The sequence below is a fragment of the Pseudoalteromonas sp. B131b genome (genome assembly GCF_037162545.1).
Classification (GTDB): domain Bacteria; phylum Pseudomonadota; class Gammaproteobacteria; order Enterobacterales; family Alteromonadaceae; genus Pseudoalteromonas; species Pseudoalteromonas fuliginea.
The window spans coordinates 687,568-713,469 of the sequence record NZ_JARLUZ010000002.1; the positions used below are offsets into that span (position 1 = coordinate 687,568).

The 25,902-nt window shown below is 39.0% G+C and carries 19 protein-coding genes and 3 pseudogenes; 11 read left to right on the top strand and 11 right to left on the bottom strand.

All coding sequences use genetic code 11. From position 1 onward, the window contains the following. Nucleotides 1–48 precede the first annotated feature (48 nt). Nucleotides 49–1,376: pseudogene (locus P4S65_RS20990) on the bottom strand (HD domain-containing phosphohydrolase). A 671-nt stretch (nt 1,377–2,047) separates the two neighbouring features. Here P4S65_RS20990 and P4S65_RS20995 point away from each other — a divergent pair. Next, nucleotides 2,048–4,588, top strand: a complete 2,541-nt coding sequence (locus P4S65_RS20995; RefSeq protein WP_337121117.1) for a TonB-dependent receptor plug domain-containing protein — start codon at nt 2,048–2,050, stop codon at nt 4,586–4,588. 203 nt (nt 4,589–4,791) lie between these two features. Beyond that, nucleotides 4,792–4,992, top strand: coding sequence for an alternative ribosome rescue factor ArfA (arfA, locus tag P4S65_RS21000; protein ID WP_337121118.1), 201 nt, complete (start codon nt 4,792–4,794; stop codon nt 4,990–4,992). A gap of 657 nt (nt 4,993–5,649) precedes the next feature. On the opposite strand, the pseudogene P4S65_RS21005 reads toward arfA, so the two are convergent. Continuing rightward, a pseudogene (locus tag P4S65_RS21005) lies at nt 5,650–7,148 on the bottom strand (phospholipase effector Tle1 domain-containing protein). A gap of 95 nt (nt 7,149–7,243) precedes the next feature. Beyond that, nucleotides 7,244–8,547: pseudogene (locus P4S65_RS21010) on the bottom strand (NAD(P)/FAD-dependent oxidoreductase). Nucleotides 8,548–8,794: 247 nt separating this feature from the next. Here P4S65_RS21010 and P4S65_RS21015 point away from each other — a divergent pair. The 3 genes from P4S65_RS21015 to P4S65_RS21025 all read left to right on the top strand — a co-directional run bounded on the left by P4S65_RS21015 (nt 8,795) and on the right by P4S65_RS21025 (nt 12,029). Continuing rightward, nucleotides 8,795–10,723 carry a RecQ family ATP-dependent DNA helicase gene (locus tag P4S65_RS21015; protein WP_096794239.1) on the top strand — a complete coding sequence of 643 codons (1,929 nt, stop codon included), beginning with the start codon at nt 8,795–8,797 and terminating at the stop codon, nt 10,721–10,723. Nucleotides 10,724–10,975: 252 nt separating this feature from the next. Then, nucleotides 10,976–11,383 (top strand): phosphate ABC transporter substrate-binding protein, encoded by a 408-nt coding sequence (locus P4S65_RS21020; RefSeq protein WP_007377412.1) that lies wholly within the window; start codon nt 10,976–10,978, stop codon nt 11,381–11,383. 337 nt (nt 11,384–11,720) lie between these two features. Continuing rightward, a complete protein-coding gene (locus P4S65_RS21025) occupies nt 11,721–12,029 on the top strand; it encodes a YkgJ family cysteine cluster protein (RefSeq protein ID WP_007377413.1) in 309 nt (102 codons plus the stop codon). Nucleotides 12,030–12,137: 108 nt separating this feature from the next. On the opposite strand, the gene P4S65_RS21030 is transcribed toward P4S65_RS21025, so the two are convergent. The 6 genes from P4S65_RS21030 to P4S65_RS21055 form a co-directional block, all read right to left on the bottom strand. Next, a complete protein-coding gene (locus P4S65_RS21030; RefSeq protein ID WP_337121119.1) occupies nt 12,138–13,757 on the bottom strand; it encodes a methyl-accepting chemotaxis protein in 1,620 nt (539 codons plus the stop codon). Nucleotides 13,758–13,969: 212 nt separating this feature from the next. After that, the gene (locus tag P4S65_RS21035; protein WP_096794241.1) at nt 13,970–14,587 is read right to left on the bottom strand and encodes a glutathione S-transferase family protein; all 618 of its coding nucleotides are present in this window, start codon (nt 14,585–14,587) and stop codon (nt 13,970–13,972) included. Nucleotides 14,588–14,637: 50 nt separating this feature from the next. Then, nucleotides 14,638–15,666 (bottom strand): NADP-dependent oxidoreductase, encoded by a 1,029-nt coding sequence (locus P4S65_RS21040; protein ID WP_007377416.1) that lies wholly within the window; start codon nt 15,664–15,666, stop codon nt 14,638–14,640. 179 nt (nt 15,667–15,845) lie between these two features. Continuing rightward, on the bottom strand, nt 15,846–16,334 hold the full coding sequence (locus tag P4S65_RS21045) for a GNAT family N-acetyltransferase (RefSeq protein WP_337121120.1): 489 nt from the start codon (nt 16,332–16,334) through the stop codon (nt 15,846–15,848). 63 nt (nt 16,335–16,397) lie between these two features. Continuing rightward, entirely contained in the window at nt 16,398–16,757 is a 360-nt protein-coding gene (locus tag P4S65_RS21050) for a S1 family peptidase (RefSeq protein WP_337121121.1), read from the bottom strand. Then, nucleotides 16,745–17,878: a reverse transcriptase domain-containing protein gene (locus P4S65_RS21055; protein WP_337121203.1), complete on the bottom strand. Its 1,134-nt coding sequence runs from the start codon at nt 17,876–17,878 to the stop codon at nt 16,745–16,747. The genes P4S65_RS21050 and P4S65_RS21055 overlap by 13 nt, the downstream gene beginning before the upstream one ends. Before the next feature lie 509 nt (nt 17,879–18,387). Between P4S65_RS21055 and P4S65_RS21060 the strand changes: the two genes are divergently transcribed. Then, on the top strand, nt 18,388–19,593 hold the full coding sequence (locus P4S65_RS21060; RefSeq protein ID WP_337121122.1) for an anhydro-N-acetylmuramic acid kinase: 1,206 nt from the start codon (nt 18,388–18,390) through the stop codon (nt 19,591–19,593). 33 nt (nt 19,594–19,626) lie between these two features. Here P4S65_RS21060 and P4S65_RS21065 read toward each other — a convergent pair whose 3' ends face one another. Then, nucleotides 19,627–20,112 carry a hypothetical protein gene (locus tag P4S65_RS21065; RefSeq protein ID WP_337121123.1) on the bottom strand — a complete coding sequence of 162 codons (486 nt, stop codon included), beginning with the start codon at nt 20,110–20,112 and terminating at the stop codon, nt 19,627–19,629. Between the two features lie 561 nt (nt 20,113–20,673). On the opposite strand from P4S65_RS21065, the gene P4S65_RS21070 reads away from it, so the two are divergent. Together P4S65_RS21070 and P4S65_RS21075 are read left to right on the top strand one after the other, a co-directional pair. Further along, nucleotides 20,674–21,594: a LysR family transcriptional regulator gene (locus P4S65_RS21070; RefSeq protein ID WP_024604337.1), complete on the top strand. Its 921-nt coding sequence runs from the start codon at nt 20,674–20,676 to the stop codon at nt 21,592–21,594. Nucleotides 21,595–21,717: 123 nt separating this feature from the next. Then, entirely contained in the window at nt 21,718–21,957 is a 240-nt protein-coding gene (locus P4S65_RS21075) for a tautomerase family protein (RefSeq protein ID WP_337121124.1), read from the top strand. A gap of 414 nt (nt 21,958–22,371) precedes the next feature. Here P4S65_RS21075 and P4S65_RS21080 read toward each other — a convergent pair whose 3' ends face one another. Then, nucleotides 22,372–22,728: a putative quinol monooxygenase gene (locus P4S65_RS21080; protein ID WP_007377423.1), complete on the bottom strand. Its 357-nt coding sequence runs from the start codon at nt 22,726–22,728 to the stop codon at nt 22,372–22,374. A gap of 277 nt (nt 22,729–23,005) precedes the next feature. Between P4S65_RS21080 and P4S65_RS21085 the strand changes: the two genes are divergently transcribed. From P4S65_RS21085 to P4S65_RS21095, 3 genes are all read left to right on the top strand, one after another. Beyond that, entirely contained in the window at nt 23,006–23,491 is a 486-nt protein-coding gene (locus P4S65_RS21085) for a hypothetical protein (RefSeq protein ID WP_337121125.1), read from the top strand. Nucleotides 23,492–23,532: 41 nt separating this feature from the next. Then, nucleotides 23,533–24,972, top strand: coding sequence for a hypothetical protein (locus P4S65_RS21090; protein WP_337121126.1), 1,440 nt, complete (start codon nt 23,533–23,535; stop codon nt 24,970–24,972). Between the two features lie 95 nt (nt 24,973–25,067). Next, a complete protein-coding gene (locus P4S65_RS21095; RefSeq protein WP_337121127.1) occupies nt 25,068–25,526 on the top strand; it encodes a thioredoxin family protein in 459 nt (152 codons plus the stop codon). Nucleotides 25,527–25,902 lie beyond the last annotated feature (376 nt).

Consider the following 25,902-nt stretch of genomic DNA (forward strand, 5'->3'; position numbering starts at 1 on the left):
AATTTATTTTAGACACATTGTAACGAAAAAAACTGCGATTTAGATCAATCATTTAGCGGTTTTAACCATTATTCTAAATGGAGTCGGCTTTTTGGCTTCAAGCTGTTGCAGTTTTTCGATTGATTTGCGGCTAAATACATGGCCTTTTGGTAATAGCATTATGCCTGTGTGGCTATGCAGAGCATGTCCTAAAATCATGTTCTCTTTCAGTTCGCTAGCGTTACAAATAAGTATTGAGCCAGCTGAGCTTTTTGCTCACGCATTTTTGTTTGACTAGCCTCAAGAGCACGTACAATTTTAGGGTGATAAAATGTACCGCTATAAAGCTTTACAGTATCGAGCGCATGTACATGGCGGTCTTGTTCATTTGCGGCATTACTTTGTTCAAAAGCATCCCAGTAATCACGCGCTAAACCCAACACCATTGCGCCAATCGGTATATCGTTACCGGCTAAACCTTTTGGCATGCCATTCCCGTTATAACGCTCAAACTGATGGTAAATAGCGTCAGAAACATCATGTAAATGTGTTGCTGGCATTAGCATTAATTGTGCTGTGCTTGGGTGCGTATAAAATGTTTTACGCTGCGACTCGCTTAATTTATTGACTGGTTTTTTATAAAGATCAGGATCCATGGCAAGTAACCCTATTTGCGCTAAGTAGCCAGCCATCGGCGCAAGATCGATACTTTTCTGCGATAAATTTAAATAAAGCGCTATTTGGGTGCAGGTATTGGCAATGTTTTGTGCCCTATTTCCATCGAGATAAGGGTTTGCATTTATAAAGTTATATAAAAGCTCGACGGTTGATTTATGCTCTATCTTTTCTCGTTCACTTGCTTCTTCTAATTGTTTTAAAACTTGTTTGATTTGTTTAGTTCGTTTTTCTACGCGTTGTTCAAGATCATTGTTTAATTCGATAAGTTCTAAGTTTTGAGTTTTTACTTGTTCTTCAAGTATTTGATTTTGTTTTTTTAGCTGAAATTTTTCAAGGCTATTATTAATGCTGCCAAGTAGCAGATCGTTTTGCCAAGGCTTTTGGATATAACCGCTTATTTGACCTTGGTTAACTGCGGCTAAGGTCGTTTCTATGTCGGCATACCCTGTTAATAAAATACGCTGTGTGTCAGGCGCAAGCTTACGGGCTTGCTCTAAAAACTGTGCGCCATTCATTTTTGGCATGCGCATATCGCTGATGATTAAGCCAAACTCGTGGCTTTTTAAATGTGTTAAAGCTGTTTCGGGGTTACTGCACGCGATCGCCGTTAGTTTGTTTGTTTTTAGTAAACGGGTGAGTGAACGCAATACTATTTCATCATCGTCAACGCATAGTACATCAATGTGAGTCATGGCAGCTTTTTTAGCTGTGTCTGTCATAGCTTTATCCTTACAAGTCAATAATGTATTTTTTATTTAAGATTACTTTATTAAAGCGTAGCTCAAAAAATCACTCCAGTTACATAATTGTCAAAGATGATTAGGGCGCGTTGATCTTTGTGGATTAAAATTAGTCCCTAGAAAGAACCTTTCGGGCAGCGCATGTTTGGTATTTATGCTGCGTTATCGCCTACTTATGGATAATAACCACACTACATGGCCTTGCCTAAAAACCAAGCAGCCTACTGCAAATTCAAACACCAAAGAGCAACACGCCCTAAATGTTTATGCTTAAAGTTAATTGCTGAGTAGTCGGCAAGTTAAAAATGCTTGTTTACGCTATATGCTATTTTCGACGAAGAAATAAAAGTAAATAGTGCCTTAGACTAAGTTGCGAGTATTTTTTGTTCATTACCCGTCAAAACAGACAATAACCATTATAATTTACATTGTAAACAAAACGTTAAAATAAGCAGTTTGAAAATTAATACCTGTTTTGTATGTATTTAACACACTTTTAAGTGTTTTTTTCTTATGTTATAAAATATTTGCATAATTAGACCATTTTTTGTTTCTTTTTATTTGTATATGTTGCTAGGATGTTTGCACAGGCTGCTAATAAAGTGGTTTAAATAATTTATAAGAACACACAAAAAAACAGGGTCGTCACTATGTCAACATACCGTTTAAATACACTTGCTGTAGCCGTTGCTTTCGCGTTTAGCGCACCAAGCATTGTTAACGCTGAAGAAGCACCAGTGCAAGCTGCTAAAAACATAGAGCAAATATCTGTATTAGGATCGCGTGTATCTAACCGTACCTCTACAGAGTCTTCTTCTCCTATTGATTTAATTGACGCGGATGATTTAACTAAAGGTGGTTTTACCGAATTAGGCCAAAGCCTTCAAGCGACAGCGCCTTCATTTAACTTTTCGCGTACACAAGTATCAGACGGTTCAGATTTATTTAGACCCGCAACACTTCGTGGCTTACAACCAGATCAAACCCTTGTATTAGTAAATGGTAAACGTCGTCATAACCAATCAATTTTTGGCCTTAACGGTACAGTAGGTGCAGGCGCTGCGGGTACTGATATGAATGCCATTCCGTTAACGGCGCTTAAAGGCGTTGAAGTATTACGCGACGGCGCTGCAGCGCAGTATGGCTCTGACGCGATTGCAGGTGTTATTAACTTATCTCTTAATAACTCAACCGGTATTACAACGGGTTTTGTACAATACGGCGGCACAAGTGAAGGTGACGGCGACACTATTTCAGCAGGTTTAAATCGTGGTTTTGAATTAGGTAACGAAGGCGGCTTTATTAACCTATCGCTTGAGTACCGTGATGCCGACGGCACTAACCGCGCCGAGCGCGATACGGGGGGTTCGCTTAATGTTGAACCCGGTACGCTAAGTGAAGATGTACGTTGGGGCCAAGGTAACTCAGAAAGTGAATTTACGTCGTTATTTTACAACATGGCATTACCAATGGGCGACGGCGAGCTTTACTCGTTTGGTGGCTACTCTGAGCGCACTGCACTAGGTAATGGTTTTTACCGTAACTTTAACGAAGCCTCTAAAAACGTAACCCAAGTATATAGTGATGGTTTTTTACCGCGCATATATAACGAAGCACAAGATATTTCAGTCGCGCTTGGCTTTAAAGGCGATATAAACACAGACTGGACTTACGATGTATCGGCTGTTTATGGTGAAAACCAATACGATTTTACATCACGCAATACATTAAATGCTTCTTACGCGGCTGAGTATTTATTTAACAACCCAAGTGCAAGCGATGCCGATATTGCAGCAAACTCAGGCCCTACTGGCGGTTACTCAGGTGGTTTTAGATTTGATCAAACAACGGTTAACCTTGATGTAAACGGTATTGTAGATATTGGCCGTAGTGAGCCTTTATATGTAACAGTAGGCGCCGAATACCGTAAAGAAAACTACGAAATAGTGCCTGGCGATGAAGCATCATACGCGTGTGGGTTAGCAAATATGGATACTTCGTACCCATCAGTAAACGATCCGGATCAATTTGCACAGTGTGGTTTTCAGGCTTATAACGGCCTTCGCCCTGAAGCGGCTAACGACAGCGACCGTAACAGCTACGCAGTTTATGTAGACGTAGAAACTATGATCACCGACGCATGGAACGTAAGTGGTGCACTACGCTATGAAGATTTCTCAGATGCTGGGGATGATTTAATTGGTAAATTAGCAACACGTTATGAATTTTCAGATGACTTTGCAGTACGTGGTGCACTGTCTACTGGTTTTAGAGCGCCATCACTTCAACAAAGTGGTTATACAGCCTTTACAACTAACTTAGGCTCAGACGGCACATTAACGCAGTCGTTCACAGCAAACACAGGGACCGCTTTCCCAAGTGCGCTAGGCGTAGATAGCTTAGAGCTTGAAACATCAACAAACTACAGTGCAGGTTTTGTTTACGATGTAACAAGCGAGCTTTCGTTAACGGTTGATTTTTACCGTGTAGAAATTGAAGACCGTATTACACTTGGCAGCTTACTTTCGGTTGACGACGTATCGTTTAGCTCAGAAGCGGTTGCAGCGCTACAAGCAACGGGTGCAGTGCAAGCTAACTACTTCTCAAACTCGGTTGATTCTACTACGCAAGGTGTTGATATTATTGCATCGTACCGCACTGAAGTTGAAGGCGGTAATTTAGGAGTAACCTTTGCAGGTAACCTAAACGATACTAAAATTGACAGCGTAAATGCAAAAGACGGTATTCCTGAAGCGGTTGCTTTTGATGATTTACAACGTAGTTTTTTTACCGACGGACAACCGAGCGAACGTGCAACGCTTACGTTTGACTACGAACGCGATGCCTACACATCAACCATTCGCTTTAACTACTTTGGCGAAACAGACGTAAAATACTTTGGTAACGACCATATTTCATTACCAGGTGAGCTTTCGCCTACGGGTTCATTTAAACCAACAAGTACGGTTGAGTCTGCTGTGTTAGTTGATTTAAATGTTAGCTACCAAATTAACGACATGTTTGCGCTTTCGGTAGGTGCCGATAACGTATTTGACGAAACGCCAGATGAATTAGGTGATGACGAAGTACTTAATTTTATCACCAACGGCGCATTTAAATACCCTGTACGCGCATTGCCATACGGTTTTGACGGCAGAACGTATTATGCAAAAGTAAGCTTTAGCTTTTAATTTGTAAAGCAAACTAAGTAATTATAAGCGCAGTTATTAACTGCGCTTTTTTTATGCTTTTTTATTATTAAAAAGTACCTGTTGGGCATTAAAAATACTTGCGCGGTTGAAAATTAAGCCTACAATCGCCATCTCTTAAATAGGCCAATATAAAAGCCTCTTTATTATTTAACTTAAAATAACCATTAGTTGATAGGAAATATATGACTAAAAAATCTAAAGCAAAAACCGCAAACACCAGCGCGGTAGACACAGGACGAGGCGTTATAAACCACAATGCACTAGCGGCGATGGTCACCTCTAAATTATTTAAACCACAAGTAGTTAAAGCTAAAAAAGGCAAAGGTTCGTTTAAACGTAGCAACAAGCTTTCAGGACAAGAGTCCTATTTAATCGCCGCTTAAATAGCACCGATCAAATAGGGCTTTCGCCAGCGCAGAACTAACTCACGCGAGAAGCAAAGCTTCTCATTACTTAATATCCTAAAAACTGCGTTTTTACACGCCAGCAAGCTGCGCGTCTACAAGGGTTTATACCCAAGTTTCAGAATATGATGTGTAGACGTCGAGCTTGCTCACGTTAGAAGCAAAGCTTCTCATTACTTAATACCCTAAAAACTGCGTTTTTACACGCCAGCAAGCTGCGCGTCTACAGGGGAATGATCATTGAGCTGCGGTTACGATTTCTTGTAGGCGTAGAGCTTGCTCACGCGAGAAGCGCAGCTTCTAATCTAAAGTCTGTTTTTCATTTTAAATATGACGAGCTGCACTCGTTACGCCAGCAAGCTGCGCGTCTACAAGGGAATGATTATTGAGCTGCGGTTACGATTTCTTGTAGGCGTAGAGCTTGCTCACGCGAGAAGCAAAGCTTCTCATTACTTAATATCCTAAAAACTGCGTTTTTACACGCCAGCAAGCTGCGCGTCTACAAATGAATGATCATTGAGCTGTGGTTACGGTTTTTGTAGACGTCGAGCTTGCTCACGTTAGAAGCAAAGCTTCTCATTACTTAATACCCTAAAAACTGCGTTTTTACACGCCAGCAAGCTGCGCGTCTACAGGCTATTCCAGTCTTGTTACTTTTACTTTTATTTTTCCTGCGTTCGCACCATAAAAGCGGCTTAAGTCGTTTGCAAATGGGCAAAACTCACCAGATTTAGTAATTTTAATATCAGCGCCGTTAGCTATTTTAAATAGGTGCTCGTCGTTTTTATTAATCGCTCCTATCAACGAAAACCATTGTGCATGAGGCAATCGTCTAAATGGCTCAAGCACTGCCATTGGGATTTCTTTTACGCCAAGCTTCACATTATCGCGATGCCAACCTATTGGTGTGCACTTTATACCATCGTCAAACCAGTATTGATTTGGATATGGGGTAAAACGGTAAGTAGCGCCTTGCTCTAGCATAAGGCCAGTTGCATTGTATTGCTCACTAGCAAATACTATTACATCTTGGCTTTGGTTAACGCTCAGCACATTCATGTTTTGATTAGCCAGTTCTATATGTTGGCTTAAACCAATAAAGCTAAGCGTGGTGTTGTCGTTATAGCTAATTTTGTAATGCAGTTTTTTAAGCGATTCTGGGCGGTAACTGGTTAGCTTGTTAATACGCTCTGCAACGCTGTGATGCACTAAAGGTTTAAGATTGCTAGCTTCGTTATCTATAAGTACATAGCATTCTCTGTCTACCAGTTTAAATAAGGGGTTAAACCAAAAGTAATTTTGCTGATGGCTTAATGCGAGCGGATCAGGAATAACCGTCACATCATCTTGCGCAACTAAGTTGTTATCGGGTAGTAGTGTTGTGTAATCTATATCGCGGCTAGTTAATAACGAAATATTAAGCGGTTGCTCTATTAACCACTCAAGTGCATAACGTAAGCTAATATCGGCTAGGCCATCGCGGTAGTAACCACCGCCAATGTCTGAATGCGCGCCAGCAAACCACAGCTCGGTAATATTATTTTGATGGTTCATTAGTGTGGGTTCAAAGGCGCGGCGTTTTTCGTCAAGCGATACACAGTGCAGAGCTTGAGATACGTTTGTGGCTATGGTGTGGTTTTCAAAAATAACATGTTCAGCGCCGCGCGTTGCTTTACTTACTTTTGATAAGCCAATTGAGGCTACTGTATCAAATACACAAAGGTAGACTCGCTCACATATTAATAACTCCAAACATTTTGCAAAGCGCCTGGCAAGTGCTGCACCTCGACTAAAGCCTGCTAAAAGTAGTGAATCGCCTAGTTGGTAATGAGTTTTAAAATCGGTTAAAGCCTGATTTAAAATACTGGCTACATCGTCACCACGAGGTGCAAATGTTTGGTTTAATACACGCTTTAAGCGACTACCTTTAGTGCCTATCCCTTGATAATAAAAACTGAGTTGGTTTGACTGTGGGGTAATGGGGAGTCTTCTAATTTACCGCCAAGCAGTAAGTGTAATTTTAGAATATTAGAAATACTGGCGTCTTCTTTAAAGTGTTCTGAGCTAAATTGCTCTGCGTCACGGGGCTCATTCCCTGTGCCATCAAAGTTGAAAATTAGCGTTTTGCCCGTCATAACCCAATTTCCTTAGTTGTTTTAAATACTCTACACAGACAATGTTAAAAATTAAAGACAGTGATAACGCTCACTGCCTTTAATTTAAATCGCCTTTAATGTAACTTCATTTTTGGGCGCACTACACGCAGTACTTTTTCGCTTATCCATAATGCAAAGGTTTTTGCACTGCCGTGAATAGCGCGTTGATGCATTCTATAAAGCGATATATACATAAAGCGGGCAATTTTACCTTCAATAAAAAAGGTATTACTGGTGAGGTTACCCATTAAATTACCCACAGTACTGTAGCTTGATAAATTAACAAGTGAGCCATGGTCGCTATACTTAAAGCCGCGTAGTGGTTGCTGTTTTAGCGTGGCGATAAGGTTTTTTTCGACGCACTGCGCCATTTGGTGCGCCGATTGTGCGCGTGGTGGTACTTGCTTACCATCTGCTTGCGTAAATGCGCAGCAATCGCCTAACACAAAAATGCTTTCATCAACGGTGCTTTGTAAAAACTCGTTTACTTGAATTTGGTTGCTGCGGGTCAACTCAAAAACACCTAAATCTTTTATAAAATCAGGCGCTTTTACGCCTGCTGCCCACACCATAATATCGGCATCAATGTGTTCTTCATCTTTGGTGATAAAGCCTTGTGCGGTGCCTTCTTTTACTTGCGTTTGCTCACGTACGTTTACGCCAAGCTTTAATAGTTCGCGTTTGGCGCTGGTGGCTATGCGCTCTGGTAATGCAGGTAGAATACGCGGGCCTGCCTCTATTAAATGTATATGTAAACGTTTAGAGGACATATTTGTTAAGCCGTATAGCTTTAATAGCTCAGACACATGGTAAAGCTCGGCAGATAGCTCAACACCGGTAGCACCGCCGCCTACAATGGCGATATTAAGCGATTGTTGTTGATTGTCGTCCTGATGAAGGCGCGTAAAGCTGTCGAGTAATGAATGCTGAAAGCGTTCTGCTTGTTGGCTTGAGTCTAAAAAGTAACAATGCTCTTTTATACCTGGGGTATTAAAGTCGTTACTTACGCTGCCAATGGCAATAACAAGGTGATCGTAGCGTACCGTGCGCCCAGGTAAAATGGTGTGGCCTAACTCGTCGTTGAGCGGGGAGAGAGTAATTGTTTTATTGCTTTGGTCTATATTGCAAAAAGTACCAAGTTGAAAACGGTAATGATGTTTTGCGGCATGGGCTGAGTACACAACGCCATCTAAATCGGGGTCAATAGAGCCTGTCGCTACTTCGTGCAGTAACGGCTTCCATATGTGGGTACGGTTTTTGTCTATTAACAGTATATCTGCTTGGTTTTTTTCCCTAGTTTATGCCCTAGTTGGGTTGCAAGCTCTAGCCCGCCAGCACCACCGCCAATAACGACTATTTTAGGTATTGTAATACTCATAACGTTGCCCTTAAAAATAATATACCCAAATAATCTGTATTATTTTTAGTGTTTTGAGGTTATTTGGGTATTATGAAAATTATTTTTGGCAAACGTAATAACATACTCTTTAGTGAGGTTATTTTGCGCTTAAATAAAGGATATGTCAGCAAAAAATGATGATTAAAGGCATATAAGTTATACTCACTTTTTTATCGCTTAGCTGTGCAGTTAAATCGCTGTTTGAAAAACAACGAAAAGGGTATTTATGACCACGCCATTAATTCAGTCACTTGAACAACATTTTGGTTTTAGCCAATTTAGAACAGGGCAGCAACAAACTATAGAGCAGCTTTTAAATGGTCAATCGTCGTTGGCTATATTTCCGACCGGCTCGGGTAAATCGTTGTGTTACCAACTCACTGCTTTGCACTTACCTAATTTAACCTTAGTGGTTTCGCCTTTACTTGCGTTGATGAAAGATCAAATTAGCTTTTTAAATAGCAAAGGCATTTATGCTGCCAGCCTTGATTCGAGCCAAGATCAAATGCAAAGCAGCACTGTAATGAACGACGTGCGAAACGGTAAAATTAGAGTATTAATGGTCTCGGTTGAGCGATTTAAAAACGAACGCTTTAGAGAATTTATAAGCCAAGTGGCGCTTTCGATGTTAGTGGTAGACGAAGCGCACTGTATATCAGAATGGGGCCATAACTTTAGACCCGACTACCTTAAACTGCCACGTTACCGCGAAGAGCTTAATATTCCTTTAGTGTTGTTGCTTACTGCAACGGCCACAAAAAAAGTAAAGCGCGATATGGCAGAGCGATTTGCTATATCGCCTGAGTGCATTGTACAAACGGGCTTTTACCGCGCTAATTTAGATTTAAGCGTGTTGAGTGTTAAAACAGCCGATAAAAATACCGAGCTTACCAACATTGTGCGCGCGCAAAGTGGCCCTGGTATTGTGTATGTAACGCTACAGCAAAGCGCAGAGCAAGTCGCTAATGTGCTAAGCGCGCAAGGTATTCACGCTGTTGCTTACCATGCAGGGCTTGAAGATACGCTACGCTGGCAAATTCAAGATGACTTTATGGCGGGTAAAATTAACGTAGTGGTGGCTACCATTGCCTTTGGTATGGGCGTTGATAAGTCGGACATTCGCTTTGTTATACACTATGACTTACCTAAATCGATAGAAAACTACAGCCAAGAAATTGGCCGTGCAGGGCGCGATGGCAATCCATCAAATTGCTACACCCTTGCCAATTTAGATGGGCTAAATACGGTTGAAAACTTTGTATATGGCGACACCCCAGAGCTTAGCGGTATTGAATATGTAATTAACGATATTCGCCAAAGCCACCAGCAATGGGAAATGCAAGAGTACAGCCTTTCAAGCGAAAGCAATATTAGGCAACTGGCCCTTAAAACCTTGCTAGTACAACTAGAAATGCAAGGCGCAATAACGCCACAATATGCCTACTATGCCGATTTTAAATACAAATTTTTGGTTGATAAAAACGAGCTACTAAGCCAGTTTGACCAGCAGCGCCAAGCATTTTTAACACAAATATTTAGCCATACCGATTTTAAAAAAATATGGGGTACGCTAAATTTTGACTCCCTTACACAAGCCGCGCAGGTTGATCGAAAACGTGTAGTGGCTGCTCTTGACTACCTAGCCGAAAAAAACCTAATAACGCTTGAAACCAAACGTATTACCCAAGTATACAAAGTGCATGGAGAGGTTATAAACAACCCTGAACTTGCCCAGCAACTGCACGACTACTTTAGCGATAAAGAACAGGCCGAAATTAAACGTATTGCTGCACTGGTTCGCTTTTTTGAGCTACAAAGTTGCTTAAGCTATAACTTAGCGCGCTATTTTGACGATCAAAATGCACCTGAGCAATGCGGGCATTGTAGTGTGTGTAGAGGCCATGCGGTTAAGCTTGAATACTCTATAGAGCCTGCCTATATTGACGAGCAACTTATTTATCAAAAGGTAGATGAGTTTTTAGCGCATATGGCAGGTAAGGGTAATCATAATGTGGGTATTGAAACCCAATGCCGCTTTTTAGCGGGGATGAGTGTGCCGTTATTTGCGCGTAATAAAGTGCGCCAGCTGAGTGGTTTTGCACTGTGCGAGCAGATGCGTTATAGCGAAATTAAAGCAACACTTCTTGCTAGATAGGTATTTAAATAATTACCAAACCAGAATAACGATAAAAATGTTAAATTTTTGTTTATTTTCTCGTGGTTTAACTATACTCAACGTGGATATCTCGTTCATACATAGATGATGTGAGCATCGAGACTTCAAAATTGATTGTTTTAGATGTGTTTAAAACTGCTGCAAGAAAGAGACAAAGTGGCTCGTTTTCATCAGCAGTAATGAGTAATAGTAAAGTAACCACGTTTGGTATTGTTTTTTAAGGGGATAGAGATGAAAAAATTAGTGTTATGTGTTCTGTTTTTGTTTAGTAATGTTGCCTTTGCAGATTTTGCCATTATTGTGCATCCCTCGAATGATAGCAGCTTTGACGAGTCTGTTATTACTCGAATTTACACCGGAAAAGAAAAGTCGTTTAGTAATGGCAATACAATTATTCCTGTATCTCAAGAAGAAAAAAATACCGCTACAGAGCAGTTTAACAGCAAGTTACTCAATAAAAGCGCTTCACAGTTGAGAGCATATTGGTCAAAACTTATTTTTACTGGCAAAGGCACGCCACCTAAAGCGCTCGAAAATGACGCTGAGGTCATTAAAATGGTTGCAACTAACCCAAATACCATTGGTTTTGTTTCTACCTCTGCGGTATCGGGCGATGTTAAAGTGGTTTTAAACTTTTAATATTAAACAACACCAAACAAGCGTGCTAAGTAATTGCACGCTTAATATTTTTAATTGGCATACCCGCTCGTTTAATTAAATGAGCTACTTTAAGATAAAAAAGTATTGGTTATAACAAGACAAAAATTTTGTTATTTAGTTGTTATCGATAATTGCTCCCTGCATTGCTCTGCATCCATGCAGTCGTATATAAGAAATTTTAGTATCAGATTAACTAATCAAATTGATTAAGTATTATTTCGGATTAGTATTATATTTATCAACTACAATAAAATTTACTAGCACGTTTTGTTTGCTCGTGTATCCTAATTGACGAGTTTCTCTTATTTAAGCCACTATGCCGCATATTGTTATCCCCGTTGAAAATATTTCTACTATCTCAGAGCCAGTTACATGTGCTAACTGCCAAGCCTGTTGTTGCCAATTAGAAGTGCGCATAGTAACCGATACCGGCGTGCCCTTTAACTATATTGAATACGACAAATGGGGGAGCGAGGTAATGAAGCGCGCAGACGATGGTTGGTGCGAAGCGCTCGATAGAAATACGCTTATGTGCTCTATTTACGAAAACCGCCCATTGGTATGCCGCGAGTTTGAAATGGCGTCGGGTGAGTGTATTACTGAGCGCGATTTAGCGGGTATATAGTGATAGCATCCAAGTTAGTTAACTAGATTATACCTACATACAACTTATTACTACCTACAACAAAGGGGCTTAAAGCCCCTTTTTTAATTACTGTAAAACGCTAAACACTTAAACTTTAAAGTAACTAATATATTTCTTAAGTGTGTTTGAAAGGTCAGCTAATGCAACGGCTTCTTGTGCGTTACTATTAAGTGACATACTGGTTTCTTTCGACATACTGGCAATTTCTTCAACGCCGGTACTAATTTGCGCCACGGTGGCTACTTGGTTTGATGTTGCTTCAACAATTTCAAGTACGTTACTTAATGAGTCGTTAGCTTGTTGCTGTATTTGGTGTAGTAACTCGTTTGCCTCGTGAGTAAGCGTTAAGCCGTTTTCGACTTGCGGTACAGTGGTTTCCATTGCTGTTACCGATGCTTGCGTGTTTTCTTGTACTTGCAAAATCATCTTTTCAATATCGCCTGTTGCATCACCGGTACGCTGGGCAAGTTGTCTTACCTCATCAGCAACAACGGCAAACCCTCGGCCTGTTTCGCCTGCTCTTGCGGCTTCTATTGCAGCATTTAGTGCAAGCAAGTTTGTTTGATCAGAAATACCGCGTATCACACTTAAAATATCGCCAATGTGCTTTACATGTTCTTGAAGTACATTTACTTGAGTAACCGTCGCTTTTACCGTTACCGATATTTGTTCAATTTCGGCTGCTACTTTTTGCACTGCCGTACTGCCTTGCTGCGATAACTGGGCCGTAATTTTTGAATTGTCTTCAGTTTGCCTTACTGCATCGGCAACAGAGTGAATACTGCGACTCATTTCTTCTAAACTACTGACAGCAGAATTGGTATATGTCACTTGTGTATCGGCTGCGCTTAGTGCTTGTTGTGAGCCTGATGCCACACTTGCCGAATGTGTTGAGAGCTCTTCAGATGAATTAATAATACTATCTACAATGGCTTTTAGCTTAGTTTGCATTACTCCTACTGATGCCATCATGCTGTTGGGGCAACACGAGTGTACATCGCCTCTTAAATCGCCTTGTGCGATAAGTGCAATTACTTCAGCGGCTTCTTGCGGTTCTCCACCGACTGAATTTCTGATCAGTTGGCTAATAATATAAGCGACGCTTGCACCAATGATAATAGCGAGTGCCGTTAGCGAAATCATCCAAATTTCAAACGAGCTGGCAATATCGAGAGTATCAATAGTAGTGGTTTGGTTTGCTTGCGCTTGCAAGTTTATAAATTGATTTATGGTATTAAGCCACTCGGTAAAAGCAGGGCGGGCATCGTTTAATAAAATATTCGAAGCCTCGTTTAAATTACCTGCATTTCTAGCACTTATTACATTTTGTATAAAAGGGAGGGTACGTCGTTCTATTTGGTTAATCTTATTTATAAGAGCGCGCTCTGCACTCGACATATCTGTAGTTAACTCGGCCATAGCGCGACTCGATGTTTGATAAAATGTGTCGAGTTCTTTTATATTATTAAAAACTGTATTTAAATCGCTCTGGTTTGTTATTAACACAACATCGCGAACTGCAATAGCCCTGTCGTGTACACTGCCTCTAAAATTAATAGCGTATCGCTGCTTTACCGAATTTACGTCTGTTATGTGAGTAATATTAGAGTTAATGAGGCTAACACGTGAAATTCCGATAATGGTTAAAATAAGCATCATTGATAAGATCACGCCGAAACCAGTAGCTAAGCGCATATTTATTGTCATGATTTGTCCCAAATATGAAAAGTACTCGTTTTTAAGCTTACCAGTACAATTAAGAAATTTTATAATAATGAATGTATTATGCACCATGACCATTGGTTTTAGCACAATAATAAGTTTTTTTGTAAAAAATATGTATATAAAATTTATGGTTAAGCTATAAAGCTAAAAAAGAGGCCTAAGGCCTCTTGAATTTATCTGTATTAAATCATTTATTAGTCGTACTTTGCTTCTAGTTCATTAGCTGTATGAAACTTTTCATGGCTTTGTAATTGCTCGTCGTATTTAACGAGGTTTTTAAAGTGCGCTAATTGACCTGAGTTTTTAACTATTTCAACAATAAACGACATCATAAAATCAGCGCCCGTTAGGGTATCGCCCACTAAATAACGTTTACTTTCAAGGCGGTCGTTAAAGTAGCTAATTACTTTAGCTGTTTCAGCGTCGGCATAGCCTTCTAAAAACTGTGTTTTAGCGCCGTCTTTTAGTACAAACATTTTAAGTAAAAGCGGTAAAATTGCTGAGCTTTCTGCAAAGTGAAGCCATTGCTGGTAGTCAACATATTCAGCGGTATCTACTTTTGGAGCAAATTTACCGTTACCGTATTTAGAAATAAGGTAGTCGGTAATAGCGCCTGATTCAGCAATAATTAAACCGCCGTCTTCAATTACCGGAGACTTACCAAGTTGATGAATATGCTTTAATTCGTCAGGTGCTAGGAAGGTGTCTTTATTGCGCTGATAAGCAACAATTTCGTAGTCAACATCTAGCTCTTCTAAAAGCCAAATTATACGTTTAGAACGGGATTTATTTAAATGGTGTAGTTTGATCATGTCAGTCCTTTTGTGGCTTGTAAGGGCTTGGCCTTACAAGCCGTTTAAAATTAAAGTGGGTTATTAATTTTAACCACTGTTTTACCAAAGTTTTTGCCGCAAATCATATCGTTGAACGCGCCTACTGTATTTTCGATGCCTTCTACCATGTGCTCACGGTATTGAATTTTTCCGTCTTGTAGCCATTTTTGCATGTCTTGTGCAAACTCGTCGTAACGGTCACCGTAATCATCAAAAATGATAAAACCTTGCATTTTAATACGCTTAGTAAGCAATTGACCCATTAGCATACCTAAGCGGTCTGGGCCTTCTGGCAAGCTAGTAGCGTTGTATTGCGATACTAAACCACACAGTGGTACGCGCGCTGCGGTATTTAATAGTGGCAGTACGGCGTCGAATACTTTTCCGCCCACATTTTCGTAGTAAACATCAATGCCTTTATCGCAGGCTTTTTCTAGCTGCTCCGCAAAGTCATCAGCTTTGTGATCGATACAGGCATCAAACCCTAGTTTTTCAACTGCGTGTGCACATTTTTCGCTACCACCAGCAACACCCACTACTTTACAGCCTTTAATTTTAGCTATTTGACCAACGGTTGCGCCTACAGGGCCTGTTGCTGCTGCAACAACTACGGTTTCGCCTTCTTTAGGCTGGCCAATATCAAGTAAACCCATGTAAGCAGTAAAGCCAGGCATACCCATAATACCTAATGCGTATGAAGGGTTTGCAGGTTCTTTACCTAACTGCATTAAGCCTTCGCCGTCGGTAATGGCGTAGTCTTGCCAACCTGTGTAGGCAAGTACCCATTCGCCGATCCTAAACTTATCGTTTTTAGACTCCTCTACTTGGCACACGGTTGCGCCAACCATTACATCGCCAATATTAACTGGGTCTGCGTACGACTTAGCATCGCTCATACGACCACGCATATACGGGTCTAGTGATAGGTAAATAGTGCGTAGTAAAACTTCGCCGTCTTTTAATGCAGGAAGCTCTACTGTTTTTAATTTAAAGTTTTCATCTGTTGGAGCGCCATTAGGGCGTGATTCAAGAGTAAGTTGGCGACTAGTTGTAGACATAAAAGATCTCCTATTAAAGTGAATTTACTTAGCGAATGTTTATGCGTTAAATTAATATCTAACCTAAACTAAACAATAATGCGTGCTAAGCAGTGTAAATATATATTTTTACCTCAATAGATGAGCTTTGGGCGAGGTACTGGTAATTCAAGCTTTGCAGAGTATTTATTCTAAATGGTTTATTTTAGCTTACTAAATATATGATTGTTGTAAAACACCCCGTTTTTATAAATGGCCTGTTTAAGCACAGCCTCTTGCTCAAAGCCGCTCTTAGTAAGTGCCTTCATAGAGCCAGTATTACCAGCAAACACAGCGCCAAAAATTCTATTTAGGTTAGATTGCGCAAACGCTTCTTCGCAGATAAGTTCAATAGCGCGAGTAATAATGCCTTGCCCCCAATAGGTTTTATTTAGCCAATAACCAATTTCGCCACTGTGGCTGTATTCAAATTCGCCGGAAGTTATGCCAATACAGCCCGCAAATTCCCCATTTACAACAATGGCCTTAATAATACCGTTTTTTGAGCCTTGGTTTATCCACCAATCAGCATCGGCTTGAGTATACGGGAACGGAATTTTTGACGATAAGTAACGAGTCACCTGTTCATCATTTAAGGTGTTAATAATAAAAGGCGCGTCTTGGGCTTTAAAATCTCTGAGGGTGATCATTGGATTCCGTCCACAAATGATTTTTATATAAAAGAGGTATTGAAATTGCTCTATAGGTAATTATTAAGATTTTTCTTTAAAATACTTCAACAAAGTTGATATGGGTATAAAGCCATGTAGCTTAGTTGATTGGTCGTGTTTTGCAGATCCTCTGGATGCTATGCCAATAACTTTTTGATCTTTATCTAATACTGGTCCGCCACTATTCCCATGAATTATAGGAATATCCAAAAGCCATATTTTTTGGTCATATAATATTTTCGACTGTATAATTTTTCCAGTATTTATATAGGGGGTTTCATCTGGTGAGTATTGAGGAAAGCCTAACACTGTAACTTCTGAACCAATATCTAGTGAGCTATCATCACCAACGTCGAGCCTTTTGATACCATTAAAATCTTTTGTTGGTTTTAATATTGCCAAATCTCTAGATTTACAAGATTTTTTAAAAGTAACATTTTTCTTATTTGTTTGCTCAAAATGCCTAAAAACTCCAGAAGCTCAGGGTTGTCTTCATCAATACCTTCCACGACATGTTCGTTTGTTATCATCCCTATATCTTTTAATAAAAAAGCTGTCCCTTGCGAAGCATCAAGCATATTTTCAATGATGAATATGGAATCACACACTTTATCTAAGGGGGTTTTAATTAAGTCTGAATTAGGTTTACCAGTTAATACAGAATAGTCATAAGCAATTTTTCTATAAATAATGTCTTCTGAGCCGCGTACCATTTTTATAAAATTAATACGCCCTTTGACTATTTTCTGAAAAAATACCCCCTCTTTTTTATCTATTTTTCTTTTGTGCTTTTCAAATAAGGTTTTCTTATGATATTTGTCTAAATAGTGGAATTCGGCATTCTCTAACCCAAAAGTTTTCCAAGCATAAAGCATTGATCGAGTTTGTTTAATAAAACTTCTGGGAACATTCATTCTTTCATTAACTGTGATCCCTGTAACTTCTTGCCTTTGGCATTTTGAAGAAATGCGTGTTTTAGAGTCATTAATAGTAAATCCATTTTTTGATATAATTTCCTTGAGGTCATGGCCAATAGTGATGTCTAAATCACTCGATACCTTGACTATAGATCTGGGTAGTTTTCTTCTTTTTTGGGTGAATGAAAACGTCAAATCATCCGCATAGCGTGTATATGTACACCTATTATTCGATGCTAAATACTGAATTTCTTTATCTAACCGGTAAGCTATCATATTTGAAATAATAGGAGATGTTGGTGCGCCTTGGGGTAACTTTCCTTGATAACAACATAAATGAGATAACACTGTCGCAACAGGCTTCGATAAAACTAAGGGGTAAGAACAAAACAGATTTCTTACTCGTCCAAAATGGATTGAATCAAAAAAATTTTCAAGGTCTAAATTCAATACATATTTTTTATCTACATGTTTAGCTGCATTGCTTACAATACTGCGATTTTTAATGAAGCCGTGAGTCGAGTTTCTAGGAGAAAAATAGTTACCTAATTCAATGTTGATCAATTCTTGGATACTTTTTAAAGATTTCCTCGGTGCTTTTATTATGCGCTTATGACCGTTTTTTTTGGAATTTTAAAGCTATAATAAAGATGATTAATTGATGGGTATACTAGTTCATCTAATTGACTGTAAGAAGTAAACCCAAGAAACCTAGCTAAACCTTCAACACATTTACATTCTTTCAAACATGTTGGTGTCTTGATTATTAGTGAAGTAGAAAAATTCAGCATTGGTAACTCATAAAATATTCATCCATAAAAAAGCGAGGCGACTTTGTTTTCTCTTATACATTGATACACCAAGGAGCAGAGCATCAGAAACGGATATAAATGAAACATGCCAATGACCGCCGCAGATTAACAGCAGAAAGTTAAACTCTCGCCTCGCATAATAAAACTACACCATGAATCAGTTACTTGTAAAGTATTAGTTATTTTAAACTGGATTTCTATCAGTTTAATTTACTCAAGTGTTTGTTGTGAGAGTTATGTCTATTACTTTGTTTTAAAGTCCTCTAATATAAGCAAAATATTACACCTATTTTAGATGCCATTATGCACCCTCACATTAAAGCGCTTTATAACAGCGCCCAAAAACCAAGCCGTTTAATTATTGGTTTAATGAGCGGAACCTCGTTGGACGGGCTTGATGTTGCACTGTGTAAAGTAACGGGCGCAGGCTTAAATACACACATTGAGGTTTTAAATTTTACCACCGTTGACTACAACGACGATTATAAAACTAAAATAAAGCAGGTATTTGCTAAGCGAGAATGCGATTTAGAGCTTGTTACTTTATTGCACCCGTGGGTAGGTAAACTCCATGGCGATATGGTTAACCAGTGCTTACATACTTGGCAAATAAAACCAGCAAATATTGATGTAATAGCGAGCCACGGGCAAACCATTTACCACTGTCCGCAGTCGCAACATAATCACAAAAGCTTTAATAACGGCACCTTACAAATTGGCGATAGCGACCAAATAGCCGTTACTACGGGTATTACAACCATTGGGGATTTTAGGCAAAAACACATAGCCGCAGGAGGCGAGGGCGCACCACTGGCTGTGTATGGCGATTATTTATATTTTTCGAGCGCTATTGAAAGTCGGGTTTTGCTAAATATGGGCGGCATAGCTAACTTAACGTTTTTACCCAAAAATGGTGATGCAAACGGTGTGTTTAGCTCCGATATTGGCCCCGGTAATACCATTATGGATGCCTACGTACAGCAGCATTTTATAGGACTACATTATGACGATGGCGCAAAAATAGCAAAAGCAGGCAAGGTAAATACGCCATTATTGAATGCATTATGTAATAACGCGTTTTTTAAACTCCCAATGCCTAAAACCACAGGGCCTGAGGTATTTAACTTAGCGTATTTAAACGCCGCACAGCAACTTACAAATACTCACCATTTAAGCTATGAAGATATAATGGCCACCTTAAATACCTTTACTGCAACCGTTATAGCAAATGCATTAAACGAGTGTGCAGAGCGCGCACAAAATTGTGTGGTGTATGCAAGTGGTGGCGGTATTCATAATCCGTTACTAATGGCGCAACTTACAGCGCTTTGTCCACGTATTAAGGCTTTTAAAAATACTGACGATTTAGGTATAAATCCCGACGCAAAAGAGGCCGTGTTATTTGCTATTTTAGCAAACGAATGCCTAGCAGGAGAGCAGCAACACCTAAGTAATACTGCACAAGGTATCGCGGGAGTCACTATGGGTAAAGTAAGTTTTGCAGACTAATAACTTATAAATCTGCAAAGAGTGCAGCCAGCACTAAAACAGCGATAAAAACGTAGATCCCATACTCGCAAAATAGCTACGAATACCTTGTGGTTTAGTCCGTTCTACATTAACAAAGGGTGCGCAGTAACCTTGTTCAAATGCGTTAATATGCATATCGAATTGTAGGCTGTTTTTTAAAGTTGCGTGTTTACCGTGCAGCATCATTTGCATTACAAAGTATTGGCTTTGTGTAATTTGGCTCAAAGTAAGGTTTACGTAATCACGTTCAAGATCTGCATTAGTGAGTGTGTGCTCACTAAAGTACTGTGCACCACGCGCACTTGGATGTGTTGCGCTAAGCGAAATTATATCGCCCTCATTGACTGCATCAGGCAATACACATTGCAGTGTAATATTATGCGCAGCATTGGCTGTAAGCGATAATTTTTCGTATTCCATGGTGTGGCTCATAGCCGCAGACATCGGATCTTCAAATGATTGCAGTGCAAATGTTAGTTGCACTAAAGGTGTACTCATCTTACTTAATCTTCTAGAGTGTATTCATTTATCGGATAAAGATTATCGCGGATCAAAGTTACAGAATTATGACTAATTGCATTGATTAGTACAATTATTGAGTGGTTTGATCAAAAAGGATCGGTCCTTTTTTACTCGATTTTGAAATCATTTCTCAATCAGAAATTATAAGGTATGAAGTTAATATTTGACGTGTAGATTCGCCTTGTTTTCACTGGAAGTCTCTGGTGAGAGAGAAATAAATTTAAATATAATCATGTCTCAATGTGTTAGTAAACCTCTTAACTAGAGTTCAGTTAGATACACAGTCTGTTTTTTACAAAGTAGAATATTTGGATATAGTTTCGAAATTAGAATACTCTGATAACTTACATATAATTAGAGCTTTTGAGAAGTATTGGCTATGATTCCAAGTAACTACATCAAAACATTTTAGTAGCCTTGACGGTCGATTTTTGATGTTGAGTGACCATGCGAGGTCGTAATGATCTAAGGCCAAATATAAGGTAATTATTTAGAAAGAAGTGTTTTATTTTTAACCATATAAATAGGTGTTATTGTATGTCGTCAACAGTGTTATCTGATTCCTTTCGAGGCATTGTCTATTTTACCGCAGCGGCCAAAAATGAAAGCTTTACCGCAGCAGCTGAAGAGTTAGGTATTTCCAAATCAGCATTAGGTAAAAGCATTGCTAAATTAGAAAATCATTTAAACACCAAGCTTTTTCATCGCACAACTAGGAAACTGAGTTTAACTACTGAAGGAGAGGCGTATTTAGCAAGCTGTCAATTGGCATTAGATACCCTTCAGTCAGCAGAGTTAGCGTTACAATCAAAATTATCCCAACCTTCAGGTCGAGTACGAATCGATGTGCCAGCTGCGTTTGGTCGCTCTTTTGTGTTACCTGTTTTATTGAAGCTTGCTGAGCAACATGCACAATTAAAACTAACAGTAACTTTTAATGATAAAATTATTGATCCTCTCGATGCTGGCTTTGATTTAGCTATTCGATTTGGTGCCATTAAAGATAGTGGTGATTTAGTTGCTAGAAAACTGACTTCTCAACATTTGATTTTAACCGCTTCTCCTGCTTATTTAGCACGTTTAGGTACCCCAACGAGTCTTGCTGAGTTAACAAGCCATCAGTGCATAGTGGCTTGGCGAGGCGGTAGTTCACTACATTGGTTAATTAAAAATACCGATGGTGATGATATGCGCTTTCATCCTAAGCCCTTTCATCAAATTAGTGATGGTGATGCTATGGTCGATGCTTGTATTGCTGGCGCGGGAATCATTCAGTTCCCTAAGTCTTTGCTTCAGCCTTGGCTAGATGAAGGTAAGCTAGTACCAATTTTGCCAGAGTTAAATCCTGCTTCAACTGAGTTACATATTATTTGGCCAAAAACAAAACATCTCCTGCCCAGTGTCAGGTTTATTATTGACGAATTTGTACGCTTATCAGATGAAGGTAATTTTAATTAATTGTAGAAATTAATGCTACTTAGAGTCTCCTTTTTACGTATTTATCTACTTATGCGTCTTTGTTATGCTGTTTTCGTCATATCGTTGACGAGTTAACACCTATCTAATTAAAGGAGATACCTAATGCCAGTAGTTAATATTCAAATGTTTGAAGGTCGTGATCATGCTAAACAAGCGATAGCAAAAGAAGTGACAGCATCAATAGCTAAACACGCTGATGTTGATCCGCAATATGTTTACGTTATTTTTAATGATGTAAAAACAGAAGATTGGGCTATTTCAGGAGAAATTTTTGCTGAAACGCTAAAAAATCATCATAGGTATACAGATATAAATAAGCCATTGATGGAGTTAGAACTATAATCAATGGCTCTCTTCTATACTTTTTTTACAAATACCTTTCATTATTGCTTATGCTGAAGATACACAGAAATTGTTTTAATAGAGTCGCAAATTAAAAGCAGCTAGTTTAAACGCTAACGGCGTTGAATTTACTTGCAATAGGCCAGCTATTGACGCGTAAATTCGCCTTGTTTCACTGAAAACCTCTGGCTAGAGAAAATAAATTTAAATATCACCATGATTGAATACGTTAGTAAATCTCTTAACCAGGGGGCAGGTTAAATATTTTTATTTAGAACAATTATGTATACGTGTTTTTGCTAGTTTTAGCGCAATTCTCTTGTCGATAAATAGCCCTCATATATAAGCTGGTTATTTATAAAAAGAGTAATATTCACAAGTGTATAATTTTATATTAGTGCTTTTCTTGTATTATTATCGAGAAAACCCATCCACTAATACATGGTATTTAGCGCCAAATACGTCCAGTCTCTCACGTAAATTGTTATCTGGAACACCGTAAACATTTAATGCATAAATATCAACCAAGGATAAAAAAGCTTTCGCGAATGGCGCAAAACTTTCATCAATATGACTGATGATTGACGCTATATTTTTATATCTCTCAACGATGTGAATTTTTTTCCCATCTTCACTGATATTATATGTGTACGTTAAAGTGCCAGGCTCCTTTTTTACAACATCCACAATTTTATAAATGAGTTCTTTGAACTCTATTAATTTACCTTCTTTCACATCAAGAAAAAAATTGCACGTTATTTCATTTTTCATAAATACTCTCCATAGAGTTAAATTTTATACAGCCTGAAGGAAGAAAATAGTTATTTTCAAGTACAACTATTTAAAAATCATTATAAATGCAGTCTAAAAGTGGATAAATAGGCTCATTTTCGACTCAGAGTGGAATTTTAATCAACAATTATAAAAATATGATCTTGTGATTTAATCTGCTCATTGTTGAGCTCAAATTTAAGCGTTCAAATAACCTAAAGCTTTTAACCAAACGACCGATAAATTACTTAATAGAGTTTAGCGATTAGGGATAATCATGGTTAATAATGTATTTGGCAGTTTGGCTAATTTAAACACTTTGCTTGCCCAATCAGTTAATAACACTAACCAAACCTCTGTGACTCCTGCGCTACTAACCAGCGGCGATCTTCAAGCTATTAATGATTTGCAAACTAACGCGCCAAAAATATCCGATGGGTTATTAAGCCAGTTAAATAATGAAACTCTTGATGAAGCACTAGCCAGTAATCAAAAGGTAAGTGACGTTTTACAACAGCAACTTACCTCTTTATTTACAATTTCAAGCACACCTAGCGCGCTTAAATATAAACTCTCCGATGAAGAACTTGCCCTGCGCACCGTAATAAGCTCTCAGCATGAGGGGTTATTAAAAAACGAAAACAGCACTCAATTAATTGAGAGACTAAATACGTCAGTTAAAAATATTCAGGGCGCGTATGCTAATACCAGTGATATTTTATCGAGTTTAGGTCAGCTAGGGCATGAGCAAAAAACTTTTTAGCCTCAAGCCAGCAACGTGTTGAGCGCTCACTTAATCCATACATGGAAAGCCTCAATCGCGCAAAATATGAGGATGACGATAACTACCTGTTTGAGCTTTCGGTAAAAACTAAAGAGGGTGATGTTATAAACATTACCTTTAACTCATCACAAGGTTATGACGAAGAAACAGGTGAAGCGATAGATGGTTTTGGCATAAGTTACGAAGTTAATGGCAATTTATCAGAGGCTGAACATGGCGCTTTAACGCAGGTTATGGCGGGTGTTGGCGAAATGGCCGATGAATTTTTTAAAGTGAGTGAAAATTCATTCAACCCTCTTATAGTCCCAAATCAAACAGATACGAGCTTAGATTTTTTAGCGGGCTTTAATAGTGAGCAGTTAACCGGTTTTAATGTGTCGTTTTCAACAACGCAAAATGATGCGCTTGATACAGGCGAAAACACGCTTGATTTAAGTTACTCCATTGATGAAACGAAAAATCAGCAAGCGCTTGTGTTTAAGGCTGAGAGTGGGAAAAACGAAATCGACTTTGCACTCGATATGTCTACCATTGGCGCTAAAGATACGCAGCAAATGCAGCAGTATTTAGCGTCGCTCGATCAAAGCCTAGAAGATAGCCGAGTAAACAGTACTGAAGATGATAAAACATCGGCATTTGGTAAAAGTGGCGATGAGGCAATGCAACAAGGTTTTGCATTGTTTAAAGGCGCTTTTGCGAGTATGTCATCAGCGGCTGAGCGTTATAGCAATTTGGAGTCACTTGCAGAACAGCACTTGAATGACGGGCGCGCCATGGTTGCTGATTTGGTTGATAACATGATTACAAACGATGCCCGTTACCAAGGGCTTGGTAATAAGGCGCCAAATACATTAGGCACGGGTATTTCTAAGCTCGCTGATTTTGATGCTACGTTTTCTTATGCGCTTGATAACGGCGACTATCAACCTAAAAGTACAATTGAGCTAAGCCAAGCGACTGAACAAGCCCAATTAGGGGATCTTAGCGGTGTAACGCAAAGTAAAAATGTAAGTAGCCACTTTGATTATCAATATAGTCGCCCTGATTATTACGACAAAGAAGAGAGTTATAACGTAAACACCGCCGTTAAAAATAAAGAACTTGTGGGGCTCGATCAGTCTCACGAGGTTGATGTTGATACAAAAATGTTTGAGTTTAATCCGCAAACAAATCAATACGAGCTGCAAATGGCGATGCAAGAGCAAACCGTTACTAAAAGCGACATTCGCTTAATTGACGATATTTGGCTTGAAGAAAGCGAAAACAGCTACAACATGAATAAAAAAGAGCGTGTTGAGAGCGACGAAAAGCAAGACGAGTTTAAAAAAACAAGCAGCCATTCTCATAATAAACTAGTTACCTTAATTGGTGACTTAGATAAGCTAGCTGAGAATAAAAACGTAAGGCGAGAATATTTAACTAACTTATCGCAAGTTAACTTTTTTATGGATAAAAAGTAACGGTTTTGAGTTGTTCACTCCACACTCAATATTGGGTATAGTCGTTTAATACCTAAATTAATACCTAAATTAATACCTAAAGTAAGAGTAACCTTATGTTTAAACAATTAATTTTACTGTGCGCTTTAAGCATGCCGCTTGTAAGCTGCGCTGCTACGGCGCCATTTTCGGGCGAGATAAGTACGCAAGCACTGCTAAGCGACTACGATAAATTTAACGAACAATACAAAGTGTTTACGCCAACGGCGCAAGATATAGCGCTAATGCAAAAATTAGCAGGTAAAGAGCTTATTGTATTGTTCGGCACGTGGTGCCACGACAGTCAGCGCGAAGTGCCAAAGCTTATTAAGTTGCTAGATGAATCTAAAGTTACCCTTGCCAGTATTGACTACGTGGCCGTAGGCTACAACAAACGCGATGATGCAGGCATTGCACAGGCCCACGACTTACAATACACACCTACGTTTATTGTTAAGCAAAATGGCAAAGAGTTAGTACGCGTAATTGAAAAGCCAACGGGTACGTTAGCGCAAGACTTAACGCAGGGCTTGTAAATAGAGCTATTTATATTAGAGCTTGTCGGTTTAGCTAATCTGTTTATAAGTTAGATGGTGAGCTGCAATAAATAGTTTATTAATACATTAATGTGTAGGTGGTGCACTTCCAATTAGAATCTAGGAGATTTTTTGTCTGTTCAATTAGAGTGGCTGTCCTGTTTAAATAATTTGAGCCCGTATATAAGCTAGCATCTAAATTTATTTTAACTTTTTCTTTTTGACATTTACGGGGAGTCCATATAAGACCCTAGATAGAGGCTGAACAATATTAGGATGATCTCCAGTTAAACCTGCTTAGTGGCGGTCTAGTTTTGTTAGTTCAATAAGCGATTATGCAACATAAACTGCGTGTTGTGTAAATACTAAAGTGTTA

Excerpts from the sequence above, each read along its gene's own strand:
- P4S65_RS21070 (WP_024604337.1), top strand. The coding sequence starts at position 20,674 with ATGTCGTCAACAGTGTTATCTGATTCCTTTCGAGGCATTGTCTATTTT.
- P4S65_RS21020 (WP_007377412.1), top strand. The coding sequence starts at position 10,976 with ATGAAAAAATTAGTGTTATGTGTTCTGTTTTTGTTTAGTAATGTTGCC.
- P4S65_RS21095 (WP_337121127.1), top strand. The coding sequence starts at position 25,068 with ATGTTTAAACAATTAATTTTACTGTGCGCTTTAAGCATGCCGCTTGTA.
- P4S65_RS21035 (WP_096794241.1), bottom strand. The coding sequence starts at position 14,587 with ATGATCAAACTACACCATTTAAATAAATCCCGTTCTAAACGTATAATT.
- P4S65_RS21065 (WP_337121123.1), bottom strand. The coding sequence starts at position 20,112 with ATGAGTACACCTTTAGTGCAACTAACATTTGCACTGCAATCATTTGAA.
- P4S65_RS21045 (WP_337121120.1), bottom strand. The coding sequence starts at position 16,334 with ATGATCACCCTCAGAGATTTTAAAGCCCAAGACGCGCCTTTTATTATT.
- arfA (WP_337121118.1), top strand. The coding sequence starts at position 4,792 with ATGACTAAAAAATCTAAAGCAAAAACCGCAAACACCAGCGCGGTAGAC.
- P4S65_RS21060 (WP_337121122.1), top strand. The coding sequence starts at position 18,388 with ATGCACCCTCACATTAAAGCGCTTTATAACAGCGCCCAAAAACCAAGC.
- P4S65_RS20995 (WP_337121117.1), top strand. The coding sequence starts at position 2,048 with ATGTCAACATACCGTTTAAATACACTTGCTGTAGCCGTTGCTTTCGCG.
- P4S65_RS21080 (WP_007377423.1), bottom strand. The coding sequence starts at position 22,728 with ATGAAAAATGAAATAACGTGCAATTTTTTTCTTGATGTGAAAGAAGGT.
- P4S65_RS21090 (WP_337121126.1), top strand. The coding sequence starts at position 23,533 with ATGGAAAGCCTCAATCGCGCAAAATATGAGGATGACGATAACTACCTG.
- P4S65_RS21040 (WP_007377416.1), bottom strand. The coding sequence starts at position 15,666 with ATGTCTACAACTAGTCGCCAACTTACTCTTGAATCACGCCCTAATGGC.
- P4S65_RS21075 (WP_337121124.1), top strand. The coding sequence starts at position 21,718 with ATGCCAGTAGTTAATATTCAAATGTTTGAAGGTCGTGATCATGCTAAA.
- P4S65_RS21030 (WP_337121119.1), bottom strand. The coding sequence starts at position 13,757 with ATGACAATAAATATGCGCTTAGCTACTGGTTTCGGCGTGATCTTATCA.
- P4S65_RS21015 (WP_096794239.1), top strand. The coding sequence starts at position 8,795 with ATGACCACGCCATTAATTCAGTCACTTGAACAACATTTTGGTTTTAGC.
- P4S65_RS21085 (WP_337121125.1), top strand. The coding sequence starts at position 23,006 with ATGGTTAATAATGTATTTGGCAGTTTGGCTAATTTAAACACTTTGCTT.
- P4S65_RS21025 (WP_007377413.1), top strand. The coding sequence starts at position 11,721 with ATGCCGCATATTGTTATCCCCGTTGAAAATATTTCTACTATCTCAGAG.